Raw genomic sequence first — 23,023 nt, forward strand, 5'->3', positions numbered from 1 at the left:
ATTATCATAGTATGAAATCGAAACTATATATTATTATTTCATTTATATGTGTCAGCCTGTGCTGGCTATCATGTAATGATGACGATAAACATACAGGACCCGCACCTGAAATATTGTTTATGACAGAGTCGATGTCTATCGACTTGAATAAAACGAATAATCCATCTATTGTTTGTGTTATCAACTCAGAAGTCGGACTTAAATCCGTTCAGAGCTGTATAGTGAAAGAAGGAGATATCGAAATGGAAATAGACAATCCTGTTACCAACTTCTTCAATAAGAACAGTTATTCTTTGTCACAAACTCCTGTCTATACGGAAGATATGATTGGATTCAAAGTCTCTGCAACTGACATAAACGGACAAACATCCGTTTTGACATTACCTTTCAAAGTCATTCCATTACGTGATGCCCCGGTTGTTTCATTTAATGAAGGTATTAATGAAATTGATTACAGAGAAGGGGATCCGATGCCTTCTATTTCTGTGAGAGTAAGCAGTGAAGAAAACCTGCGATATATCGCTTTTTCTGAAGTTGTGAACAGACAAGAGAAAATCATACCCATCAATGGAAAAGACACACTGAAATTCACCAATAACGAAAAAGAGTATGTGTTGAATCTCCAAGATGACGGTTTCCAATTTAAAGTAGGAACCACTGCCATCAAAATTGCGGCAGGAGCAGGCTCTTCCGATATGGTTAAAATAAAAATCGGAACATTGAAAGTCAATTTTGAGGAAATTCCCGCACCGGAAATCCTGTTTGATTCAGAAGGAGATCTTCAGGTAAATGAATTTGCCGACCTGACTGTCACGGGGAAAATAAACTCTCAATCCAAAGTTACTTCTGTTAGTTATTACAGAAAAACTGCTGAAGGCAAAGAACAAATAGGGGAAACTGTTCATCCGGACGAAAGTGCATACAACTTCTCTGTAACCCTGGAACGAGTTACGTTTGATGTACAGGCAGTAGTTATAGAAGCCACGGATCAGTTAGGTAAAACAACCACTATAGAAAAACCGATAAAGGTGAAAGAACTGGCACCCGCCCCGTCTATCATCCTCGATCAGACAGCCGAACAATTCAATGGGGTAAGTATTGATGCTCTTATAGCATTAACCGGAAAAATAACTTCTGAAGCCGGAATAACATCCGTTGTAATTACCCAAACGACTCGTAAAGGAGAGGAAAGTACGAACGAAATCCATATTACGAACGACAGAGAGGTGATTATTGACCAAAATTATACGGCAGATATAGAGTTAGCAGGTCTTAAATTAACGGCAACCGATATTAACGGCAAACAAAGCGTCATTTCGTATGATATACATGTAGGATACTACTATTATACAGTACTTATGTCATTGGATGGTGCGCCTAACCATGGAGATTCTACTCCAGGTTGCTTCTTCTCTGCCTCAGCAGCGAGAGCATTCGATTACTGCGATGGAAAAGACAATTGGCAAGAGGTTGATATTGCCTTCTCTTCTTACAGTAGCAATACAGTCATAAGAGTGGCTTCTTTAAAACAAAGCATAACCAAATTCAAACATGCAACATGCGGCTTGGATAAATGGGACAATGTGAAAGGCGTTTACTTCAGAACAGCCTCCAATATAAAGAGAAGCGGTTTTGATAAAGCTACCATAAACGATATGAAAGCGGAACGGCTTGCAACAGGCTTCGCGGAAGTGGCATCACTTACCGAAGGTAACTTCGAAACGGCAACAGAAGCAGTCGGAGTATACGAAACGCCGATTAACGGGGTTGCCAAACGAGTAATCGTCACTTACGACCACTTTGTAGAACGCACTACTCAAAATCTGGCAGCTTCCAAATTTATGATCAAAGTAAAAATTGAAAAATAATCAGACTGGAATCCATTTGGTAGCAACTCTATCCATAGTTGTTGCTACCAAATAAAAACAAATTATCATAAATACACATGAGCCATACTATAAAAAAAGAGTCGTCTATCTACCCTATATTCATTATGGGATTCCTATTCTTCATCTTTGGATTTGTTTCCTGGGTGAATTCCATACTGATTCCATATTTCCGAATAGGATGCGAGCTGAACCATTTTCAATCTTATTTGGTAACATTTGCTTTTTATATAGCTTATTTTATCATGTCGGTACCGGCTTCCTTCCTGCTAAATAAATTAGGAATCAAAAAAGGGTTGGCTACCGGATTATGGACAATGGCATTGGGAGCACTTTTATTCGTGCCCGCTGCATACACCAGAACATATGGTATCTTTTTGGCGGGTTTATTCATTTTAGGAACCGGACTAGCTATTCTTCAAACTGCCGCTAATCCCTATATTACCAATATAGGGCCGATAGAAAGTGCTGCCAAACGAATCAGTATCATGGGATTATGTAACAAGTTTGCAGGAATAATCTCTCCCCTCATCTTTGCTGCATTGGTCCTGAAAGCATCCGATAATGAGCTATTCAGACAGCTCAACCAAAGTATCTTAGTTGGAGAAGAACGCACGGCAGTTCTCGACGAACTTATCGGCAGAGTTATGATTCCCTATGCAATCCTTGCATTGATATTGTTTATATTCGGATTATTCATTCGCTACTCATCACTCCCCGAAATGAATCTCCAAAAACAGGAGAAAGAGAAAACCGCAACTTCACAGAAGAAGGACGGCATTTGGGATTATCCTTATCTGATACTAGGTGTTTTGGCTCTCTTTTTCCACGTAGGAACTCAGGTTATTGCCATTGATACTATTATCGGATATGCAGAAAGTATGAATGTAAGTCTTATTGATGCCAAACATTTTCCATCATACACTTTGATCTGTACATTGACAGGATATACGATAGGCGTATGCCTGATTCCTAAAATCATTTCTCAAACCCGGGCTTTACAAATTTGTACAGTATTGGGGCTATTGTTATCAACAGGAGTGGTGATGTTATCAAAACAAGTTGATTTCATGGGAATGCAAGTAGATATATCCATATGTTTCCTTGTGCTGCTCGGGCTGCCGAACGCATTAATATATGCCGGTATATGGCCTCTTGCCATCCATGACTTAGGACGTCATACCAACCTAGGCTCCTCGCTTTTGGTCATGGCATTATGTGGCAACGCCTTCCTGCCGATGGTTTATGGGGCCATCGCTGATGTTTATGATGTACGTACGGGATACTGGGTATTAATTCCCTGCTTCATATACCTTGTTTTTTATGCGATTTACGGTTATAAAATAAAAACATGGAGAATATAAAACTCATTAAGATATATAACTGCCGGGCGATAACAGCTTCCCGTATTCTATCGGATGCTACTGTCATTGTAAAAGACGGCGTGATAGAAGAACTGACAACTGGTAAAATAGAAGTCAATGACGCAAAAGAAATCGATGGAAACGGCCTGTATGTTTCCCCTGGTTTTATAGACTTGCATACACATGGAGCCGGTAATCATGACTTCATGGACGGCAGTGTGGAAGCCTATTTGGAAGCAGCCCGTGTTCATGCCTGTCATGGCACTACATTGTTATATCCAACCACCCTGACAAGTACCAATGACGCTCTTTTCAATAGCTTTGAGAAGTATGAGAAAGCATGTTCCTGCAATCACAACGGGGCAGCCTTTGGTGGGATACATTTAGAAGGCCCTTACTTCGCCCACAGTCAGCGTGGAGCACAGGATTCGAGATTTCTCAAAACTCCTGTTCCATCGGATTATCAGGAAATACTATCCCACACCAACCACATAGCCCGGTGGAGCATAGCCCCCGAACTTCCGGGAGCACTTGAGTTGGGAAATTATTTGGATAACAGAGGGATATTACCTTCAATCGCCCACACAGATGCGACTTATGAAGAAGTTCTGAAAGCATTTGATTGTGGATACCGGCATATCACCCACTTCTATTCCGCCATGTCAGGAATTACCCGAAAAAATGCTTTCCGGTATGCCGGTGTCATTGAGAGCGGTTATCTGATAAATGGAATGACTCTTGAGATTATTGCAGATGGAATACATGTACCTAAAAGCCTGATGCAATTAGTCTATAAAATTAAGGGAGCAGAAAATATTGCTTTGGTTACGGATTCAATGAGAGCCGCGGGTATGCCGGACGGAAAAAGTATCCTTGGCAGTATCGAAGAAGGACAAGAGGTGCTCATTGAAGACGGAGTTGCCAAACTACCGGATCGCTCGGCTTTCGCTGGTAGTGTAGCGACTGCTGACAGATTGGTGCGTACAGCCACTAAAATAGCGGAAATACCTTTATGTGACGCAGTCAGAATGGTATCGGCAACTCCTGCCGGAATAATGGATATCCAACAACATAAAGGTAGTTTGCAGAAAGGAAAAGATGCCGATTTGATTTTATTCAATGAGAACATCGATATTAAAATGACCATGGTCAAAGGAAATATTATATATGAAAACTTATAAAACAAAAAACGAAAGATATGAAGATAGATAATTTATCAGTAAAAATCAGCGAAAACCGCATCTCAATGGGAATCCAGGCAGCTTCAGAAGCTGCCATATGCCTGAAACAATTATTAAAAGAAAAGGATATCGCTAATATTATATTTGCGGCAGCTCCATCCCAAAATGAATTTTTGGATGCTCTGAGTCAAATGGAAGACATAGACTGGAAAAGGGTAAATGCATTTCATATGGATGAATACATAGGGCTGGAAAAAGATGCACCTCAAGGGTTTGGTAACTTCTTGCAGAGACATATCTTTTCCAAAGTACCTTTTCGGAATGTTTTCTTTCTGAACGGTCAGGCGGAAAACATACAAGAAGCGTGTCGGGAATATACGTCACTCTTACAAAACAACCCCACTGATATTGTATTCATGGGAATCGGAGAAAATGGACACATTGCTTTTAATGACCCTCATGTGGCGGACTTTCAAGATCCACATTTGGTGAAAGTTGTCGATCTTGATGAAAAGTGCCGACAACAACAAGTTAACGATGGATGTTTCGCCAATATTGACAAAGTTCCAACTCATGCGCTCACTCTTACGGTACCCGCCCTGTACAGAGCTGATTATCTATTCTGCATAGTGCCTGGAAAGACAAAGGCATGGGCTGTAAACGAAACATTAAGAGGACCGGTGTCTCCCCAATGTCCTGCTTCTATTTTAAGAAATCATCCCCATGCCACATTATACATTGACAATGACAGTTCCAGTATATTTATGTCTAAATAGATTTATATGAAATACTTTATATCTTTATTATCTATTATCCTATTAGGAATCGGTCAGGTTCATGCTTACGGCAAGTACCCCATTATCCCCTACCCCAAAGCCCTTCAGGCAATGGAAGGATACTTTATTTTTCAAAGTAATATGCAATTGTCAATACCTTCCAAGGATAAAGAGGTTCATCAGATTGCTACCGATTTCATAAATAGCTTATCTAAAGTATCAGGTTTGCAATTGACTATTGCTCAAGATAATATATATGCAGATATCGTCTTCACCCAAGACAAGTCTTTGGGTAAAGAAGCTTATCTATTAAACATATCACCTGAGAAAATCATTGTAAAAGCCGCATCACCTGTCGGTTTCTTCTATGCAGTGCAAAGCATCCTGCAGCTGTTACCAGCTGAAATCTGCTCACCTGATTTCATAGGAAATCAGGTGGTATGGCAGATTCCTTGTGCTCATATCGCAGATGAGCCCAGTTTCGGTTACCGGGGAATGATGTTGGATGTTGCCAGATATTTTATGCCCAAACAATATGTATTAGAATTTATAGACCGGTTAGCCGCCCAAAAAATCAATTATTTCCACTTTCACCTGACAGAAGATCAGGGATGGCGAATTGAAATAAAGAAATATCCGCGTCTTACTTCAGTCGGGGCATACAGACCATATACTCAAACAGGGTACAAACATTTTCATGCACCGGTTATTCCCGACGGAGTAGAACACCAAGGATTCTATACGCAAGAAGATATTAAGGAAATTGTGGCATATGCAGAGCAACGTTATATCACGATCATTCCCGAAATAGAACTGCCAGGACATAGTTCTGCCGCAGTAGCTGCTTATCCAGAATTGTCCTGCGGAATAAAAAAAGAATATGAAGTAGTGAAAAACTTCGGCATTTTTGATAATGTTTTCTGTCCGAAAGAGACGACATTTCAGTTCCTGAATGATGTCTTCACTGAGGTTGCGGAACTTTTCCCCGGAAAGTATATCCATATTGGCGGGGATGAATGTCCCAAAGCGGCCTGGAAACAATGTAAACATTGCCAACAGTTAATAAAGAATTTAAAACTAAAGGACGAGAGTGGTTTGCAAAGCTATTTCATTCATCGTGTAGAAAAGATTCTGAACGCAAAGGGAAAACAACTGATTGGTTGGGATGAAATATTGGAAGGTGGCTTGGCTCCTAATTCAACAGTAATGTCATGGAGAGGTGAACAAGGTGGTATTAAGGCTGCCCAAGCCGGTCATCCTGTTATTATGATTCCTAATGCAGATACTTATTTAAATTATTATCAGGAAGACCCGGAATTTGCTCCGGTGGGATCCGGCAGTTTTCTCCCTATGGAACAAATCTATCGCTTCAACCCTTTATCCACGCTACTAAAGGGAAATTTAAGTCAGTACGTCCTAGGCACAGAAGCTGCATTATGGACACCATATATGAAAACCCCTCAAGTAGTGGATTACTATATGTATCCTCGTTTTTATGCTTTTGCGGAAGTTGCTTGGGGAACGAATAAGCCTGAACGTTATCAAGAATTCCTGACGAATCTCAATCCGCACTACAAACGTTTGGATTATCAGTCTGTCCATGCATGCCGCAATTATTTCGATGCCTATATTGACGGAACATTCAACCGCCGTACACAATCTTTCGAAATACGATTAAAAGGGATGATGCCCGGTTCTGAAATCCATTATACACTGAATGGGAATGAACCGACCATAAAAGATGCTACATATACCCAACCTATTAAAATCACCAGGGACACCCATATCAAAGCGGCCATTTTCAATAATGGTAAACAAGTTGGTAAAGTTACTCAGAAATCTTTCTTTGTAAACAAGGCGACCGGCAAAAAGACTTCTTCGAACGTAGCTTATAGGTTCAAGCCTGATAATCCGGGAGCCAAAGATTACAGTGAATTTAATTTCTGCGGTCTGACAAATGGCATACGCGGTTACTTGAACCATGTGCATCCTTGGGTTGCCTTCAAGCCAGCCCGATACACCGAGATTGTTGTCGATCTTGATACCCTGACTTCTTTCAAAGAAATACGTTACGGAGTGATGAATGGATATGGGCAGGAAGCCGTTGCCCCCAAGTCGGTCGATATTGAAATTTCAAATGACTCTATTTCTTTCAAACGGATTGTTTCTAAGAAATTCACCTATACCATAGAAAATAAATGGCAAATGTTCGAGCAAAAGTTTAATTTTGAATCTCAAAAGGCACGTTATGTAAAACTGAGATTCAAAAACGGAAAGTTACCCCACAACTTAGGTGATTTTCCTGTTCCTAAAGAACGGGAAGGAGAACCGGGATTACTATTTATTGACGAAATTGAAATAAAGTAAAGATTAATATGGATAGAATAATGAGAACCAAACAGTCACTTCTTTTAATTCTTGCCTGTTTGCTGTATAATTTGTCTTTTGCAGCAGAAGACCCGGCTCTTAAAGCAAAACTTAGCGAGAAACAGTTGCAACGGGCTGCCGAGTTTAAAAAGGTATTGAAGACCGGACAAGGATACAGAAGCGGAGTGTACATCTATACCAAGCGTAGTATTGATGACTATTTGAAAACACCGGAAGTATTAGCTGCACGTTTAGCCGTATTAGGTTTTACGGATGTATATTTAGGTTCAGAGAAGGCTCTGTCCGGCAAGTCTGACGACTACTTGAAATGGCAAAAAGCATTCATAGAAGAAGCTCACTTATATGGAATGAAAGTACATGCATTGAGATTAAGCAGTGCCCGTTTATATGTTGAGGATATGCGTGTGTTGGATGATTGTAAGTTAGTGATCGATTATAATTATTCAGTAAAGAAGAAACAACGGTTTGACGGTGTATCAGCAGACTTAGAGCCCCATATTCTCAAAAAAGGTTTTATTGACTATCCGAAAGGATTGACTTTATACTGGGATTCCAAAAATAATTTCGGTAAGGGAAAAGACAATGACCTACTATTGAAACGTACAGTGGAAGTAATGAGAATGGCACAAAAGGAATTGAAACCACTTCCTTTGAGCCAGGCATTAGGATTCTTTTTTCAGCCCAGGGTAGATAACGGACTGCTGGAGCATGGAGGTGCAAAAGAGTTTTTACAATATTGCAACCAACTAATCGTCATGGCTTATAACTACAAGGCAGAACGGGTATTTGAAATGGCAAAACCCATATTAGTAGCAGCTGGTGACAAAGAAAAAACGGTTAGTGTATGTGTTAAGACAAGTTTGGGCACAGTTGGAGATGAAGGTCCTATCACTTCTTTCCAAACGCACGGTTGGGATTACATGATCAACGCCCTTCAATTTTTAATGGACAAATCTTCTCAGTTCGTATCCTTCAGAGGTATCGATATTTTCGAGTTTCAAGGTTTTGAAATGATGTGGAAAGACTATGAAAAGAATAATAACAATCATTGATTCATGAAACATACAGGAACATACCTCTCTTTATTCTTTTTATTATTTTTTGCCTCTTGCCAGACAAGCGAAGAACAAGAGGAGACCCCCAATAATGGAGGTACAGCTCCAAACAACCAAATTTTAGCTGAACAAGCTGATTTTACCACATCCGTAATGGACAGAGTAAAGCAGTTTCACGTCACTACTCACTCAACTAACTCCAACCAAAACGGTATATATGTATATTCTCAAACTATCAACAAATATTTGAATGCCCCCGAGAAATTAGCATCCCGAATCATTTTATTGGGATTCAATGAAGTTTATGTATCTACTCCGAAATCGACCTTATCCACTATAAACAGTAGTAACTTCCAATGGATGAGAACATTTATTTCATTCTTACATTCACATAATATCAAAGTATTTGCTTTACTGTTGAGTAACCCCCAACTATATATCGACCAGGATCTTCTTTATGAAGATCTTGGTAATTTGGAACTTTATAATCAAACAGTCTATAGCACTGAAAAGCTGGATGGTATCATGGCCGATCTTGAACCTCATACCCTGAAGTCGGGAGCTGAACAGGTTCCGGAAGGATTGGATATCTATTGGGACAGTAATCATCATTATGGTATCGGGAAAGAAAATGATCTGCTTCTTAAACGCACACTTACTATTCTTCAACGAGCTTCTTTTAATTTATCCCCTCTCAATCTTAAAGAATCAGTATCTTTCCTGTATCAGCCTAAATATAATGAGGGACAGTTATCTTATGGCAGTACGACACAGTTTCTGCAACATTGTGAGTCTGTTCATGTCATGGCTTATTATAACCGTGCAGAAGTAATATGGAACCGTAGCCTTCCTTTACTCGGAAACGCAGATAAGCTCTATAAGAATGCAGTAAGTATATGCGTCAAAGTGAGTGTGAACACTTACGGTGACGAAGGTAACGAGAATACATCTTTGCAACCCAACGGATGGAAATATCTGATTGAAACGTTGTCTGATATCTATAATCAGGGAAAACAACATCCAAGTTTTCGCGGCATGGACTTCTTTGAATACAACGGATTGGAAATTATGCTCGAAAACATGCTCAACTGAATTTAAACGGAGCAGTATTGTTGCTGGTTATAGAATAATTGTTTTTATTTGTATCGGTAATTGCAAATTGTTTATGCGTCATTATTCATCTGCTTATCATATTTTACTCGTTATTTTATTCTTCGTATATACAAAAGCCGTATATGCCGAGAACGTTTCTTTCGAATCTCTGACCACTCGTCAGGGCCTGCCTCAAATGAGTGTACTTGATATCATTCAGGATGATCAGGGATATATATGGTTTGCCACCAGAGATGGCATGGCACGATATGATGGATATTCAATAGATGTCTTTCAGAACCGGACTAATGATTCTCTTTCCTTATCCAATAATTATGTGATCTCATTAGGTAAAGACAAAGAAGGAGCATTATGGATCGGCACATTATACGGATTAAACCGATATTCTCCGACAACAGAAGAGTTCGAACAGTTCTATGCTAAAGAAGGTGACGAACACTCGCTCAGTTCAAGTATCATCCGCAGAGTTTATGTAGACTCCAAAGGTAAAGTATGGATATGTACAGACAACGGACTTAATTTATTTGATTCCGACTATCAGAACTTCATTCATTATTCTCCGGACACCACTAAAAATTTCCGGATCAATACTATTATTGATTTGGATACTGATAATAATTATTTGGTCGGCACTGACAATGAATTGCTGCTTTTCAACTCCTCACAAAATGAATTCTTCCCCCTTCCCGACAAACAGATTATTTCTGGAATTAAAATACTATATAAAGGAACAGATGGTTCCATTTATATCGGAACATCTGAGAATGGTTTATTTGTATTAGACCGTCAGTTAGCAATCAAAGCGCATTACATTAATCAAGCTCACAATCTTAATAGCATTAGTAACAACTCAGTCAGATGCATTACAGAAGACCATGTTGGTAATATTCTAGTCGGCACATTCAACGGAATCAACATTTTTAATCCTCAAAAGAAAATCTTCACTGCCTATCAACAGAAATCTGATAATCAAAACGGATTATCCCACTTTTCCATTCATTCCGCTTATTGTGATAAAGACAACACCATTTGGTTGGGTACATGGGCCGGTGGAGTCAATTACTTCAATCTGCAAAACAATAACTTTTTCCAGTTTTACACCCCTACATTTGAAGGAAAAAGATTACTGGGTATTGTAGGTCCACTGGTAAATGATGTCAACGGAATATGGATAGGACTTGAAGGAGGAGGCCTACTTCACTATGACATTCTGAAAAGAGAATATGTACGTTATAATATTAACAATAAGGAAGGAGATTTCGACTTCCGTTCGAATATCGTAACTTGTTTGTACAACAATGGTTCCATATTATATATAGGAACTAATAGCGGCAAACTCTCTCTTTTTGATATTCACCAGAAAAAAATACTTCGCACTATCACGTTACCAGGAGGATCTTCGATTATCACAGTCCATCCTGACTCCAAAGGCAATATTTTGTTAGGAATCTCCGGTACAAGAGGATTGGTTTACATTTCCGCAGAAGGAAATATACAAACCAGTTTCTATTTACCTTCTGGTAAAGAAATTACATTCAGCAATATTTGCTCTATCTTAGAGGATGGAGACGGTTATTTCTTATTAGGAAGCAATTCGCATGGAATCTACCGCTACAACTTTCAAACTCAAGACTGCTCTTCCTTTCTTCATGTAGACAAAAATGGGTTAAATATTTGTGTCAATCAGTTATATCGTGACATTAACAACCAAATTTGGGTAGCCACTGCCAGGCAAGGTATCATTGGCCTGACAAGCGACAAGGAAGTCGCACATCAATATACGATTGATGATGGTCTGAAATCAAATACAATCTGCGCCATTACAGGAGACACAAATGGGAATATTTGGGCTTCCACCTTCTCGTCAGTTGCCAAAATTACTCCAAAAGAGAAAAATATAAGCAACTTCACCGGATTTCAAGTCAATGAGTTCGCGTTACGTTCTTGCTTGCGCACAGATTCCACCTGTTATTTCGGAGGTGACATCGGCATTGTATCTTTTAATCCTTCCCACCGAAGTACAAATACCAATATCCCGCCTGTTGTTATAAAAAACATCTCAATTAATAATAAAAGGATACCATTAAAACAGTTAAACATACACGAAGATGTAATTGTAGTGGATTACAATGAATCAAATATCACATTCGACTATCGTGCACTGAATTTCATACGTTCCGACCAGAACCAGTACGCATATTATATGGAAGGGTTTGATAAAAACTGGATTCATGTCAGCAACCGGACTATGGCGCATTATACCAACCTACCTGCGGGCAAATATATATTCCATGTAAAAGCTTGCAACAACGATAACGTATGGAATGAAGAAGGAATCAGTGTCCGGTTGGAAGTATTGCCACCACCCTGGAAAACCTGGTGGGCAATAGGAATCTACATTCTCATTTTATTGGGCATCACCATTTCATACCTGCATTATTTAAAGGTAAGAATAAAGTTGACGAATGATGTACATATAAAGCAAATGGAGCAGGAGAACTCGGAGAAATTACATAATGACCGCATCAACTTATTCACTAATTTTTCCCATGAGTTACGTACTCCTTTAACTTTAATCATCGCACCTCTAGAGGAATTATTAAACCGACCGGATTTACCCTCTACTATCAAAAAGCCTTTGGAACTGATGTACAGCAATTCCAAACGCCTCTTGTTCCTAATTAACCAACTAATGGATTTCAGGAAAAAAGAAGCCGGTAAAATGAATTTAAGAGCTGCGGAAGGTAATTTTTCAAAATTTATCGAAGAAATTGTACTTGCATTCAAGGAACTCACACATTCGAAAGGAATTACTCTCTCTTACGACATGACAGACAATCCTGTTAATCTATGGTATGACCGTGGATTAATGGAAAAAGTTCTGTTCAATTTATTGTCTAATGCCATAAAAAACACACCTAATGGCGGGAAGATAGAAATAGGGATAACTTATAATGAAGAAAGGAGCCACTCTATCCTATTAACAATAAAAGATACAGGTATCGGTATTCCAGAGGATAAATTAAGCGCCATCTTCGATCCTTTCTATCAGGTTAACGAATCGGATTCGTCTACTCCCGGTACTGGTATCGGATTATACCTGACAAAAGCTATTGTAGAAATGCACAAGGGACGTATCTATGTGGAAAGCGTACTGGAACAGGGAAGTACTTTCTTTGTAGAATTGCCATTAGGGAATGCTCATTTGTCGACTGATGAAATTATTGAGAATTACAAGGATAGTGAAAATATTACACGCTACACTAATTTATCACTAACTGAATTTGATTCCGACGAACAACCTGATGAAACAGAGGAGCACACAAAAAACAAAAAACATACAATATTAATCGTAGAGGACAATAAAGAATTGCGGCACTACATGAAACGAAATTTGGTAACACTATATAATATCATAGAAGCTGCAGATGGAGAAGAAGCTAAAATAAAATCATTCAGCTATATGCCGGATTTGATAGTAAGTGATATTATGATGCCCCGGACAGACGGCATCCAACTATGCCGTATCATAAAAAACGATTTACGCACCGGACATATTCCCGTTATCCTGCTCACTGCACGAACAACTGTCCTACAAGTAGAAGAAGGATTGAAAATAGGGGCAGATGATTATATTACCAAGCCATTTAATATGATGCATCTGAAAGCTCGCATTGTGAATCTTCTCACTTCCAGAGAGAAATTGAAAGACTTATATAGCAAGAATTTTAATACCCATGATATAGGAGCCAATATCACTTCAGCTGATGACCGTTTCTTACAGAAACTTTATTCTGTCATGGAAGAAAACATCTCTAATCCAGAGTTGAATATTGAGAAGTTCTGCAATGAAATCGGAATGAGTAAAACGAATCTCTATTATAAGATCAAACAACTGACCAACTTCTCCCCTACCGAATTTATGCGTAGGTCACGTTTACAGATGGCTGCACGCCTATTAATTGAAAAGAAGATTACGGTCTCAGAGGTTTCAACTTTAGTCGGTTTTAACAGTCACTCCTATTTTTGTAGCTGTTTCAAAGCTGTTTATGGATGCTCTCCAACAGAGTATGTTGAAAGGAATGGGAGTAATTAAAATAGAACACCCATCAGCAACGTAAAGAATCCCCCCAACTGTTCCTTAAACGTACGAAGAGCCAGTTCGATATGCTTTTCCACCGTACGGATGGAAAAACGTGAGTTCTTTTCGTCCTCATATGAATTTATTTCGTATTTTTGCGTGGACATCCCCTTTTTTGATGTTCAGGAAGAAAATTTGTTGTAAAAGCAAAGCGAAGATTGATATATGAGTGACGAAATTAACGAGATACCGGAAGAACATTCAGACTACAAACCGGCGGACGCGCGGGACGAAAACGTAAAACATCAACTGACAGGCATGTACCAGAACTGGTTTCTGGACTATGCTTCGTATGTGATTCTTGAGCGTGCCGTCCCCCATATTAACGACGGTTTAAAGCCTGTTCAGCGACGTATCCTGCATTCCATGAAGCGTCTGGACGACGGACGATATAACAAAGTTGCCAACATTGTGGGACACACCATGCAGTTCCATCCGCATGGTGACGCTTCCATCGGAGATGCCCTGGTGCAGCTCGGACAGAAAGATTTGTTAATCGACTGCCAGGGTAACTGGGGTAACATCCTTACCGGAGACGGTGCTGCCGCTCCCCGTTATATCGAAGCGCGCCTTTCCAAGTTTGCTTTGGATGTCGTTTTCAATCCCAAGACTACCGAATGGAAGCTGTCTTATGACGGACGAAACAAGGAACCGGTCACTCTTCCCGTGAAATTCCCGCTATTATTGGCACAGGGAGTGGAAGGTATCGCCGTAGGACTTTCTTCCAAGATTCTGCCGCACAATTTCAACGAACTTTGCGACGCTTCTATCAGCTACCTGCGCGGCGAAGAGTTCCAACTCTATCCCGACTTCCAAACGGGCGGTTCCATCGACGTAGCCAAATACAATGACGGCGAACGCGGCGGAGCAGTGAAAGTACGCGCTAAAATCAACAAGCTCGACAACAAGACACTTGCCATCACGGAGATTCCTTACGGCAAGACCACTTCATCCGTCATCGACTCCATCCTGAAAGCTGTCGACAAAGGAAAAATCAAGATTCGTAAGGTAGACGACAACACGGCTGCCAACGTAGAAATATTGGTGCATCTGGCACCCGGCACGTCATCGGACAAAACGATAGACGCCCTCTATGCTTTCACCGATTGCGAAGTGAGCATCTCGCCCAACTGCTGTGTTATCGACGATAGCAAACCGCACTTCCTCACTGTCAGTAAAGTCCTGAAAAAGTCGGCAGACAACACGATGGACTTGCTGAAACAGGAACTGGAAATCAAGAAAGGTGAAATACTGGAAGCACTGCACTTCTCTTCTCTCGAGAAGATATTTATCGAAGAACGTATCTATAAGGACAAAGAATTCGAGCAATCCAAAGATATGGACGCAGCCTGCGCACATATCGACGAACGCCTGACACCCTATTATCCGACATTCATCCGTGAAGTGACCAAAGAGGATATTCTCAAACTGATGGAAATCAAAATGGGACGTATCTTGAAATTCAACTCGGACAAAGCGGACGAACTCATCGCCCGGATGAAAGAGGACATCGCCGAAATCGACGACCATCTGGCGCATATCGTAGACTATACCGTCAACTGGTATCTGATGTTGAAGAACAAATACGGCAAAAACTTCCCGCGCCGCACGGAACTGCGCAACTTCGACACCATCGAAGCCGCCAAAGTAGTGGAAGCGAACGAAAAGCTCTATATCAACCGTGAGGAAGGATTTATCGGAACAGCCTTGAAGAAGGACGAATTTGTGGCTTCTTGTTCGGATATTGATGATGTCATTATCTTCTTCCGCGACGGCAAGTACCTCGTTACGCCTGTTGCCGACAAGAAGTTTGTCGGCAAGAATGTTCTTTACGTCAACGTATTCAAGAAGAACGACAAACGGACGATTTACAACGTAGCATACCGCGATGGGAAAGAGGGAACGACCTATGTCAAACGCTTTGCCGTGACTTCCGTAGTCCGCGACCGTGAATATGACGTCACCCAAGGTACCCCCGATTCACGTATCACCTATTTCAGTGCCAATCCGAACGGAGAAGCCGAAATCATCAAGGTTACGTTGAAACCCAACCCACGCGTACGCCGTATCATCTTCGAACAAGACTTCAGCGAAGTGGGTATTAAAGGCCGGCAGGCACGCGGTATCATCCTCACCCGTCTGCCGATACACAAAATCACCCTGAAACAAAAAGGCGGTTCGACCCTCGGCGGGCGTAAAGTATGGTTCGACCGTGACATTCTCCGCCTCAACTACGACGGCCGGGGTGAATATCTGGGCGAATTCCAGAGTGAAGACACCATACTGGTAGTTCTGAACAACGGTGATTTCTACAACAGTAACTTCGACCTGAGCAACCACTACGAAGATAATGTAAGCATCGTTGAGAAGTTCGACCCCAACAAGATATGGACTGCCGCTCTTTATGATGCCGACCAACAAAATTATCCGTACCTGAAACGTTTCTGTTTTGAAGGTTCCAACCGCAAGCAGAACTACCTGGGCGAGAACAAGAACAACCGTCTCATCTTACTGACCGATGAATACTACCCACGCCTGGAAGTTGTATTCGGTGGACATGACAGTTTCCGCGACCCGCTGGAAATTGATGCGGATGAATTTATCGCTGTCAAAGGGTTCAAGGCAAAAGGCAAACGTATCACCACCTACACGGTTGAGACGATTAACGAACTTGAGCCGACCCGTTTCCCCGAACCCGAACAGCAAACGCAGGAAGAACCGGAAGAAGAACCGGAGAATCTGGATCCGGACAACGGCAAGAGCGAAGGAGATATTATTGACGAAATCACCGGGCAGATGAAGTTATTCTGATGAAGAAAAAACTAATATACTGGGGGCTGACAGGATGCATCCTGTTCGCCCTCTGCACAAAATTACAAGCGCAGACCGACAGTCTGCAAACCCATCGCTATGTAACGCGTGCCACTATGTACGGTATCGGATTTACCAATGTGTTCGACACCTATCTTTCACCTCAGGAATACAAAGGAATCGACTTCCGTGTTTCCCGCGAAACGATTCGGATGACCAAACTGTTCGACGGGAATATTTCCGTGCAGAATTTCTTCCAGGCAGACATCGGCTATACGCACAACCGTGCCGACAACAATAATACATTCTCAGGTCTGGTCAATTGGAATTACGGTCTTCACTACCAGTTCCGGCTGACGGAGAACTTCAAGTTGCTGGCAGGTGGATTGATAGACGCTAACGGTGGCTTTGTTTACAATCTCCGAAACACCAACAATCCTGCTTCCGCAAGAGCTTATGTAAACCTGGATGCTTCGGGAATGGCAATCTGGCATCTGAAAATAAAACGTTATCCGATGGTGTTGCGCTATCAGGTCAATTTGCCTGTAATGGGAATGCTTTTCTCACCGCACTACGGACAATCCTATTATGAGATATTCTCCTTGGGCAACTCTAGCGGAGTGATAAAATTCACTTCCCTGCACAATCAGCCTTCGCTCCGGCAGATGCTGACTGTCGACCTCCCGATAGGATGCACTAAAATGCGATTCAGCTATCTGGCCGATTTACAGCAATACAAAGTAAATAATATCAAGACACATACCTATTCCCATGTATTCATGGTAGGATTTGTGAAAGACCTATACCGTATCCGAAATAAAAAAGAATCAGTCTTGCCCTCTGCGGTAAGAGCTTATTAAGAGAACAAAAAATTTAATGTTGAAACTTCAAAGTGTGAGAGATAACAAGAATGAGAAATAAGATTATACAAATACTTTTGCTGTTCTGCTGCCTGCCGATATTGACCGGCTGTATCAGAGAGGATGAGTATGCCAATGATCCCATAGGCAACTTCGAACAACTATGGAAGATTATTGACGAACAGTACTGTTTTCTGGAAGCAAAAGGAATTGACTGGGATGCCGTTCACGAAGAATACAGAAAGCTGATTATACCAACCATGTCCAACGATGACCTGTTCGATATTCTAAGCCAGATGCTGTATATCCTGAAAGACGGACATGTCAATCTTTCCTCCGCCAAACGTACTTCTTTTTATGACGACTGGTATCAGGGCTATGACTGGAACTACCGGGAAGATATTCTCTATCAGACTTACCTGGGTAGTGCCAGCAGTGGTTATTACACTGCTTCCGGCTTGAAATATAAGATATTCGATAATAATATAGGATATATCCGTTACGAAAGTTTCAGCGCAGGAGTCGGGAATGGTAATCTGGATGAGGTTCTTCTCTATTTGGCTCCTTGTAATGGACTAATCATTGACGTACGCGATAATGGGGGAGGAAACCTTACTAATTCTACCCGTATCGCCGCCCGCTTTACTGACAAGTTAACCCTAACCGGATATATTAAGCATAAAACCGGCCCGGGACATAAAGATTTCTCTGACTTCGAACCGATTTATCTGGAGCCATCCAACAGCATCCGATGGCAGAAAAAAGTTGTAATACTAACCAATCGTCGGTGTTACAGTGCAACAAATGACTTCGTCAATATAATGCGCAGTCTGAATAAAAATGATAAAGAGAAAAAAATCATCCAGGTGGGTGACTGGACTGGTGGTGGTTCAGGACTTCCTTTTTCATCGGAATTACCAAATGGATGGAGTATCCGCTTCTCTGCTAGTCCTCACTTTGATAAAAATAAGAAATCATTGGAAGAAGGTATTGCACCGGACGTTGCCATCAACATGTCTGAATCAGACCAACTTAAGCACAAAGATACCCTGATTGAAAAGGCATTCGAGATATTAAGTGAATAACTTTATTACCGAATTATTTGTCAAATCAGAAAATCTTCCTATCTTTGCACCGCTAAACAAAAAGCTACACATGCGGATGTGGCGTAATTGGTAGCCGCGCCAGACTTAGGATCTGGTGCCGTGAGGCGTGTAGGTTCGAGTCCTATCATCCGCACAAAAATAAAACTAAAAGCCTTCAAGATACTGTCTTGAAGGCTTTTTTTAATTGATTGGATATGAATAAACATCAACTTTGCTGTATCGGTCACATCACACTGGACAAAGTGGTTACCCCGCAAAACACAGTCTATATGCCAGGCGGAACTGCCTTTTATTGTTCGCACGCCATCCGTCATTTTAATGATATTGATTACGCATTGGTGACAGCAGTCGGTGCTACCGAAATGAATGTGGTAGAACAACTACGCGAACTTGACATTGATGTAACCGCACTACCCAGCAAATATTCAGTATATTTCGAAAATATCTACGGTGCCAACCCTGACGACCGTACCCAACGTGTACTAGCCAAAGCTGACCCGTTCACCGCTACCGAACTGGAAGGAGTGAATGCGGAGATTTATCATCTCGGTTCTTTGCTGGCTGATGATTTCTCATTGGAAGTAATCAAAGCACTTTCCCGAAAAGGACTAATTGCGGTGGACTCACAAGGTTACCTTCGCGAAGTACGTGACACACACGTGTATCCTGTAGACTGGACAGATAAACGGGAAGCACTTCAATACATCCACTTTCTGAAAGTCAACGAACACGAGATGGAAGTGCTGACAGGTCTTGACGACCCGCACAAAGCCGCCCGTCGGTTATACGAATGGGGAGTAAAAGAAGTATTAGTCACCCTCGGAAGCATGGGTTCGCTTATTTTCAACGGAACCGACTTTTACCGCATCCCGGCATATAAGCCTAAAGAAGTAGTGGATGCAACAGGATGTGGGGACACTTATACTATCGGCTACCTGTACCAACGGGTATCAGGTGCAAGTATCGAAGAAGCAGGGCGCTTTGCGGCAGCTATGTCTACATTGAAAATTGAGAAATCCGGCCCTTTCAGCGGAACAAAGGAAGATGTCATTCAGTGTATGAAAACTGCGGAAGAAATGTTTTAAAACAGGAAAAGTTAAAATCAATAGAGTGTACAAGGCAGAACGGTTGTTCCGCCTTTATTTTTTGTGTTAAAATCGGGCATTCTTTATTTTTCCAAAATCTTTTTTGAATCTAGTTTGTTTCCTTTGTTACTTTCGCCGGCAGACGGCAGAAAAAAAGACTTCAACCTAAATAGTAACAAATGGAAAAATTTAATGCAATGAGGACTAGACTTTTACAACATCTTCAGACAAAAGCCGCCAGGCTAAAGGGCGTCATTGCGCTCACTTGCCTGCTACTGGTTTCCGCATCTGCCTTTGCACAGACCAAGACAGTGACAGGAACAGTGACGGATGCTGCCAATGAGCCGTTAATCGGTGCATCGGTGCTCGTACAAGGAACTTCCACCGGAACCATTACAGATATGGACGGTAAGTATTCAATCTCTGTCACCCCGGAGGACGTACTTGTATTTTCATACGTAGGTATGACTTCACAAAGCATCAAAGTGGGTGCGCAGACCGTTATCAACGTCACCCTGAAAGAAGATTCGCAAGTACTTGCCGAAACAGTAGTTATCGGATACGGTAGTGCGAAGAAAAGAGACTTGACGGGTTCCATCACCAACATCAAAGGGGAAGAACTGGCCAACAAGCCGGCGATGAACCCGCTTTCCTCCCTGCAAGGCAAGGTGGCAGGCGTGCAAATCGTAAATTCCGGACGTGCCGGTGCCGATCCGGAAATCCGTATCCGCGGGACAAACTCCATCAACGGATACAAACCCCTCTACATCGTTGACGGACTGTTCAACGACAACATCAACTTCCTCAACCCCGAAGACATCGAATCCATGGAGATTCTGAAAGACCCGTCATCCCTCGCCATCTTCGGTGTACGCGGTGCGAACGGCGTTATCATCATCACCACCAAAAAAGCGAAAGAAGGACAGACTTTAGTGAACATAAACACGTCCTTCGGATTCAAGAAAGTAGTGGATAAGGTGAAAATGGTGAATGGCGAGCAATTCAAGGAACTGTATAGCGAACAACTCGCCAACCAGGGAGATGCTCCGTTCGATTACACCGGATGGGATGCAAACACCAACTGGCAGGACGAGATTTTCCAGAACGCTTTTATCACCAACAACAATATCAGCATCACGGGAGCTTCGCCCAAACATAGTTTCTACCTGGGCGTAGGCTACTCTTACGAGCAAGGCAACATCGAGCATGAGAAATTCAGCAAGGTGACCATCAATGCCAGCAATGACTATAAAATCACAGACTTCCTGAAAGTCGGTTTCCAATTCAACGGTGCACGTATGCTCCCTGCCGATTCCAAACAGGTATTGAACGCACTTCGTGCCACTCCTATCGCTCCCGTATACAATAATGAATATGGACTATACACCGCCTTGCCCGAATTCCAAAAGGCACAAATCAACAACCCGATGGTGGACGTAGATTTGAAGGCGAACACTACCAAAGCCGAGAACTACCGCGCATCGGGCAATATCTACGGTGAAGTGGATTTCCTGAAACATTTCAAATTCAGAGCCACCTTCTCCATGGACTATGCATCCAACAACGGACGTACCTACACCCCTATTGTCAAAGTATACGACTCTACTGTCAATGGTGACATCGCCACTTTGGGAACAGGAAAGACGGAAGTCAGCCAATTCAAGGAAAATGAAACGAAAGTACAGAGCGACTACGTACTGACATATACCAACAGCTTCGACAACGGCAATCATAACCTGACTGCTACCGCAGGCTTCACTACCTATTATAACTCACTGAGCCGGCTGGACGGAGCACGCAAGCAGGGAGTGGGGCTGATGATACCGAACGACCCCGACAAGTGGTTTGTCAGCATTGGAGATGCCGCCACTGCCACTAACGGAAGTACGCAGTGGGAACGCAGCACATTGTCCATGCTCGCACGTGTCATTTACAATTATAAAGGCAAATACCTCTTCAACGGTTCATTCCGCCGCGACGGTTCTTCAGCATTCTCCTATACGGGCAACGAATGGCAGAACTTCTTCTCATTAGGCGGCGGCTGGCTGATAAGCGAAGAAGAATTCATGAAAGACATCAAGTGGCTGGACATGTTGAAGATTAAGGCATCTTACGGTACACTGGGAAACCAGAACCTGGACAGGGCCTATCCTGCCGAACCGTTGTTGAGCAACGCTTACTCTGCCGTATTCGGCAAGCCTTCCATCATCTATCCGGGATACCAGCTGGCATATTTGCCCAACCCGAATCTCCGTTGGGAAAAGGTAGAAGCCTGGGAAGCCGGATTTGAGACTAACCTGCTCCGCAACCGCCTGCATTTCGAAGGTGTTTATTACAAGAAAAACACAAAAGACCTGTTGGCAGAGGTTCCCGGTATCTCCGGAACAGTTCCGGGCATCGGCAACTTGGGACAGATTCAGAACAAAGGTGTGGAAATGGCAGTAACCTGGCGCGACCAGATAGGCGAATGGGGATATAGCGTCAGCGCCAACCTGACCACTATCAAGAACGAAGTGAAAAGCCTTGTCCAGGAAGGATATTCCATCATTGCCGGAGACAAGCAGCAGAGCTATACGATGGCAGGTTATCCTATCGGCTATTTCTACGGATATAAGGTAGCGGGTGTCTACCAGTCGCAAGCCGACATCAACTCATCTCCGGAGAATACGCTTGCCACTGTCACCCCCGGTGATTTAAAATTCGCAGATGTCAACGGTGACGGCAAGATTACCCCGGAAGACCGAACCATGATAGGTAACCCGACCCCGAAAGTAACTTACGGTTTCTCTCTCGGAGTGAACTACCGCAACTGGTCGTTGGACATCGACATGATGGGACAAGGCGGAAACCAGATTTTCCGCACGTGGGACAACTACAACTTTGCCCAGTTCAACTACATGGAGCAACGTTTGGGACGCTGGCACGGCGAAGGGACTTCCGACAGCCAGCCATTGCTGAACTCCAAACATTCCATCAACACGCTGAATTCGGATTATTACATCGAAAGCGGCCGCTTCTTCCGCATCCGCAATGTGCAGCTTGCCTATGCATTCGACAAAAGCCTGCTCGCGAAAATCCGCCTGCAAGCCCTCAAAGTATATGTCAACATACAGAACCTGAAGACGTGGAAGCATAACACCGGCTATACCCCCGAACTGGGCGGCACCGCCACCGCATTCGGAGTAGACAACGGCAGTTACCCCGTACCGGCAGTTTATACATTCGGAATCAACTTAACATTCTAAAACCATACTCAT

General features: G+C 42.3%; 14 protein-coding genes and 1 tRNA gene. 14 read left to right on the top strand and 1 reads right to left on the bottom strand.

The features are described from left to right. Positions 1 to 11 precede the first annotated feature (11 nt). The 8 genes from BQ7997_RS12650 to BQ7997_RS12685 all read left to right on the top strand — a co-directional run bounded on the left by BQ7997_RS12650 (position 12) and on the right by BQ7997_RS12685 (position 13,859). Positions 12 to 1,868, top strand: coding sequence for a hypothetical protein (locus tag BQ7997_RS12650; protein WP_139260903.1), 1,857 nt, complete (start codon positions 12 to 14; stop codon positions 1,866 to 1,868). A gap of 77 nt (positions 1,869 to 1,945) precedes the next feature. Next, on the top strand, positions 1,946 to 3,250 hold the full coding sequence (locus BQ7997_RS12655; protein WP_073346774.1) for a sugar MFS transporter: 1,305 nt from the start codon (positions 1,946 to 1,948) through the stop codon (positions 3,248 to 3,250). After that, positions 3,247 to 4,431 (top strand): N-acetylglucosamine-6-phosphate deacetylase, encoded by a 1,185-nt coding sequence (nagA, locus tag BQ7997_RS12660; protein WP_073347402.1) that lies wholly within the window; start codon positions 3,247 to 3,249, stop codon positions 4,429 to 4,431. Before BQ7997_RS12655 ends, nagA begins: the two co-directional genes overlap by 4 nt. A 17-nt stretch (positions 4,432 to 4,448) precedes the next feature. Next, positions 4,449 to 5,207, top strand: coding sequence for a glucosamine-6-phosphate deaminase (locus BQ7997_RS12665; RefSeq protein WP_022138375.1), 759 nt, complete (start codon positions 4,449 to 4,451; stop codon positions 5,205 to 5,207). 6 nt (positions 5,208 to 5,213) lie between these two features. Then, complete coding sequence (locus BQ7997_RS12670) at positions 5,214 to 7,574, top strand: glycoside hydrolase family 20 protein (RefSeq protein ID WP_073346775.1); 2,361 nt, start codon at positions 5,214 to 5,216, stop codon at positions 7,572 to 7,574. 8 nt (positions 7,575 to 7,582) lie between these two features. After that, a complete protein-coding gene (locus BQ7997_RS12675; RefSeq protein WP_139260904.1) occupies positions 7,583 to 8,647 on the top strand; it encodes a hypothetical protein in 1,065 nt (354 codons plus the stop codon). A gap of 3 nt (positions 8,648 to 8,650) precedes the next feature. After that, positions 8,651 to 9,742 carry a hypothetical protein gene (locus tag BQ7997_RS12680; protein WP_073346777.1) on the top strand — a complete coding sequence of 364 codons (1,092 nt, stop codon included), beginning with the start codon at positions 8,651 to 8,653 and terminating at the stop codon, positions 9,740 to 9,742. A gap of 73 nt (positions 9,743 to 9,815) precedes the next feature. After that, on the top strand, positions 9,816 to 13,859 hold the full coding sequence (locus tag BQ7997_RS12685; protein ID WP_073346778.1) for a hybrid sensor histidine kinase/response regulator transcription factor: 4,044 nt from the start codon (positions 9,816 to 9,818) through the stop codon (positions 13,857 to 13,859). Here BQ7997_RS12685 and BQ7997_RS25905 read toward each other — a convergent pair. Continuing rightward, complete coding sequence (locus BQ7997_RS25905) at positions 13,856 to 14,011, bottom strand: hypothetical protein (RefSeq protein ID WP_022138370.1); 156 nt, start codon at positions 14,009 to 14,011, stop codon at positions 13,856 to 13,858. The genes BQ7997_RS12685 and BQ7997_RS25905 overlap by 4 nt on opposite strands. 58 nt (positions 14,012 to 14,069) lie before the next feature. Here BQ7997_RS25905 and BQ7997_RS12690 point away from each other — a divergent pair, with 58 nt between their 5' ends. From BQ7997_RS12690 to BQ7997_RS12715, 6 genes are all read left to right on the top strand, one after another. Continuing rightward, positions 14,070 to 16,715 carry a DNA gyrase/topoisomerase IV subunit A gene (locus BQ7997_RS12690; protein WP_022138369.1) on the top strand — a complete coding sequence of 882 codons (2,646 nt, stop codon included), beginning with the start codon at positions 14,070 to 14,072 and terminating at the stop codon, positions 16,713 to 16,715. Continuing rightward, on the top strand, positions 16,715 to 17,575 hold the full coding sequence (locus tag BQ7997_RS12695; RefSeq protein ID WP_073346779.1) for a DUF3316 domain-containing protein: 861 nt from the start codon (positions 16,715 to 16,717) through the stop codon (positions 17,573 to 17,575). The genes BQ7997_RS12690 and BQ7997_RS12695 overlap by 1 nt, the downstream gene beginning before the upstream one ends. A gap of 50 nt (positions 17,576 to 17,625) precedes the next feature. Further along, complete coding sequence (locus BQ7997_RS12700; RefSeq protein ID WP_022138367.1) at positions 17,626 to 18,660, top strand: S41 family peptidase; 1,035 nt, start codon at positions 17,626 to 17,628, stop codon at positions 18,658 to 18,660. Positions 18,661 to 18,732: 72 nt separating this feature from the next. Continuing rightward, positions 18,733 to 18,814 (top strand) — tRNA-Leu (locus BQ7997_RS12705). Positions 18,815 to 18,875: 61 nt separating this feature from the next. Beyond that, complete coding sequence (locus BQ7997_RS12710) at positions 18,876 to 19,766, top strand: carbohydrate kinase family protein (protein WP_073346780.1); 891 nt, start codon at positions 18,876 to 18,878, stop codon at positions 19,764 to 19,766. Between the two features lie 179 nt (positions 19,767 to 19,945). Beyond that, complete coding sequence (locus BQ7997_RS12715; protein ID WP_097677800.1) at positions 19,946 to 23,011, top strand: SusC/RagA family TonB-linked outer membrane protein; 3,066 nt, start codon at positions 19,946 to 19,948, stop codon at positions 23,009 to 23,011. The last annotated feature ends 12 nt before the right edge of the window (positions 23,012 to 23,023 follow it).

It is taken from the genome of Bacteroides congonensis, assembly GCF_900130125.1.
Taxonomy (GTDB): Bacteria; Bacteroidota; Bacteroidia; order Bacteroidales; family Bacteroidaceae; genus Bacteroides; species Bacteroides congonensis.

Bases quoted from the DNA above. Each gene is read 5' to 3' on its own strand.
- BQ7997_RS12650 (WP_139260903.1), top strand. From the start codon at position 12: ATGAAATCGAAACTATATATTATTATTTCATTTATATGTGTCAGCCTG.
- BQ7997_RS12655 (WP_073346774.1), top strand. From the start codon at position 1,946: ATGAGCCATACTATAAAAAAAGAGTCGTCTATCTACCCTATATTCATT.
- BQ7997_RS12665 (WP_022138375.1), top strand. From the start codon at position 4,449: ATGAAGATAGATAATTTATCAGTAAAAATCAGCGAAAACCGCATCTCA.
- BQ7997_RS12670 (WP_073346775.1), top strand. From the start codon at position 5,214: ATGAAATACTTTATATCTTTATTATCTATTATCCTATTAGGAATCGGT.
- BQ7997_RS12675 (WP_139260904.1), top strand. From the start codon at position 7,583: ATGGATAGAATAATGAGAACCAAACAGTCACTTCTTTTAATTCTTGCC.
- BQ7997_RS12680 (WP_073346777.1), top strand. From the start codon at position 8,651: ATGAAACATACAGGAACATACCTCTCTTTATTCTTTTTATTATTTTTT.
- BQ7997_RS12685 (WP_073346778.1), top strand. From the start codon at position 9,816: ATGCGTCATTATTCATCTGCTTATCATATTTTACTCGTTATTTTATTC.
- BQ7997_RS25905 (WP_022138370.1), bottom strand. From the start codon at position 14,011: ATGTCCACGCAAAAATACGAAATAAATTCATATGAGGACGAAAAGAAC.
- BQ7997_RS12690 (WP_022138369.1), top strand. From the start codon at position 14,070: ATGAGTGACGAAATTAACGAGATACCGGAAGAACATTCAGACTACAAA.
- BQ7997_RS12695 (WP_073346779.1), top strand. From the start codon at position 16,715: ATGAAGAAAAAACTAATATACTGGGGGCTGACAGGATGCATCCTGTTC.
- BQ7997_RS12700 (WP_022138367.1), top strand. From the start codon at position 17,626: ATGAGAAATAAGATTATACAAATACTTTTGCTGTTCTGCTGCCTGCCG.
- BQ7997_RS12710 (WP_073346780.1), top strand. From the start codon at position 18,876: ATGAATAAACATCAACTTTGCTGTATCGGTCACATCACACTGGACAAA.
- BQ7997_RS12715 (WP_097677800.1), top strand. From the start codon at position 19,946: ATGGAAAAATTTAATGCAATGAGGACTAGACTTTTACAACATCTTCAG.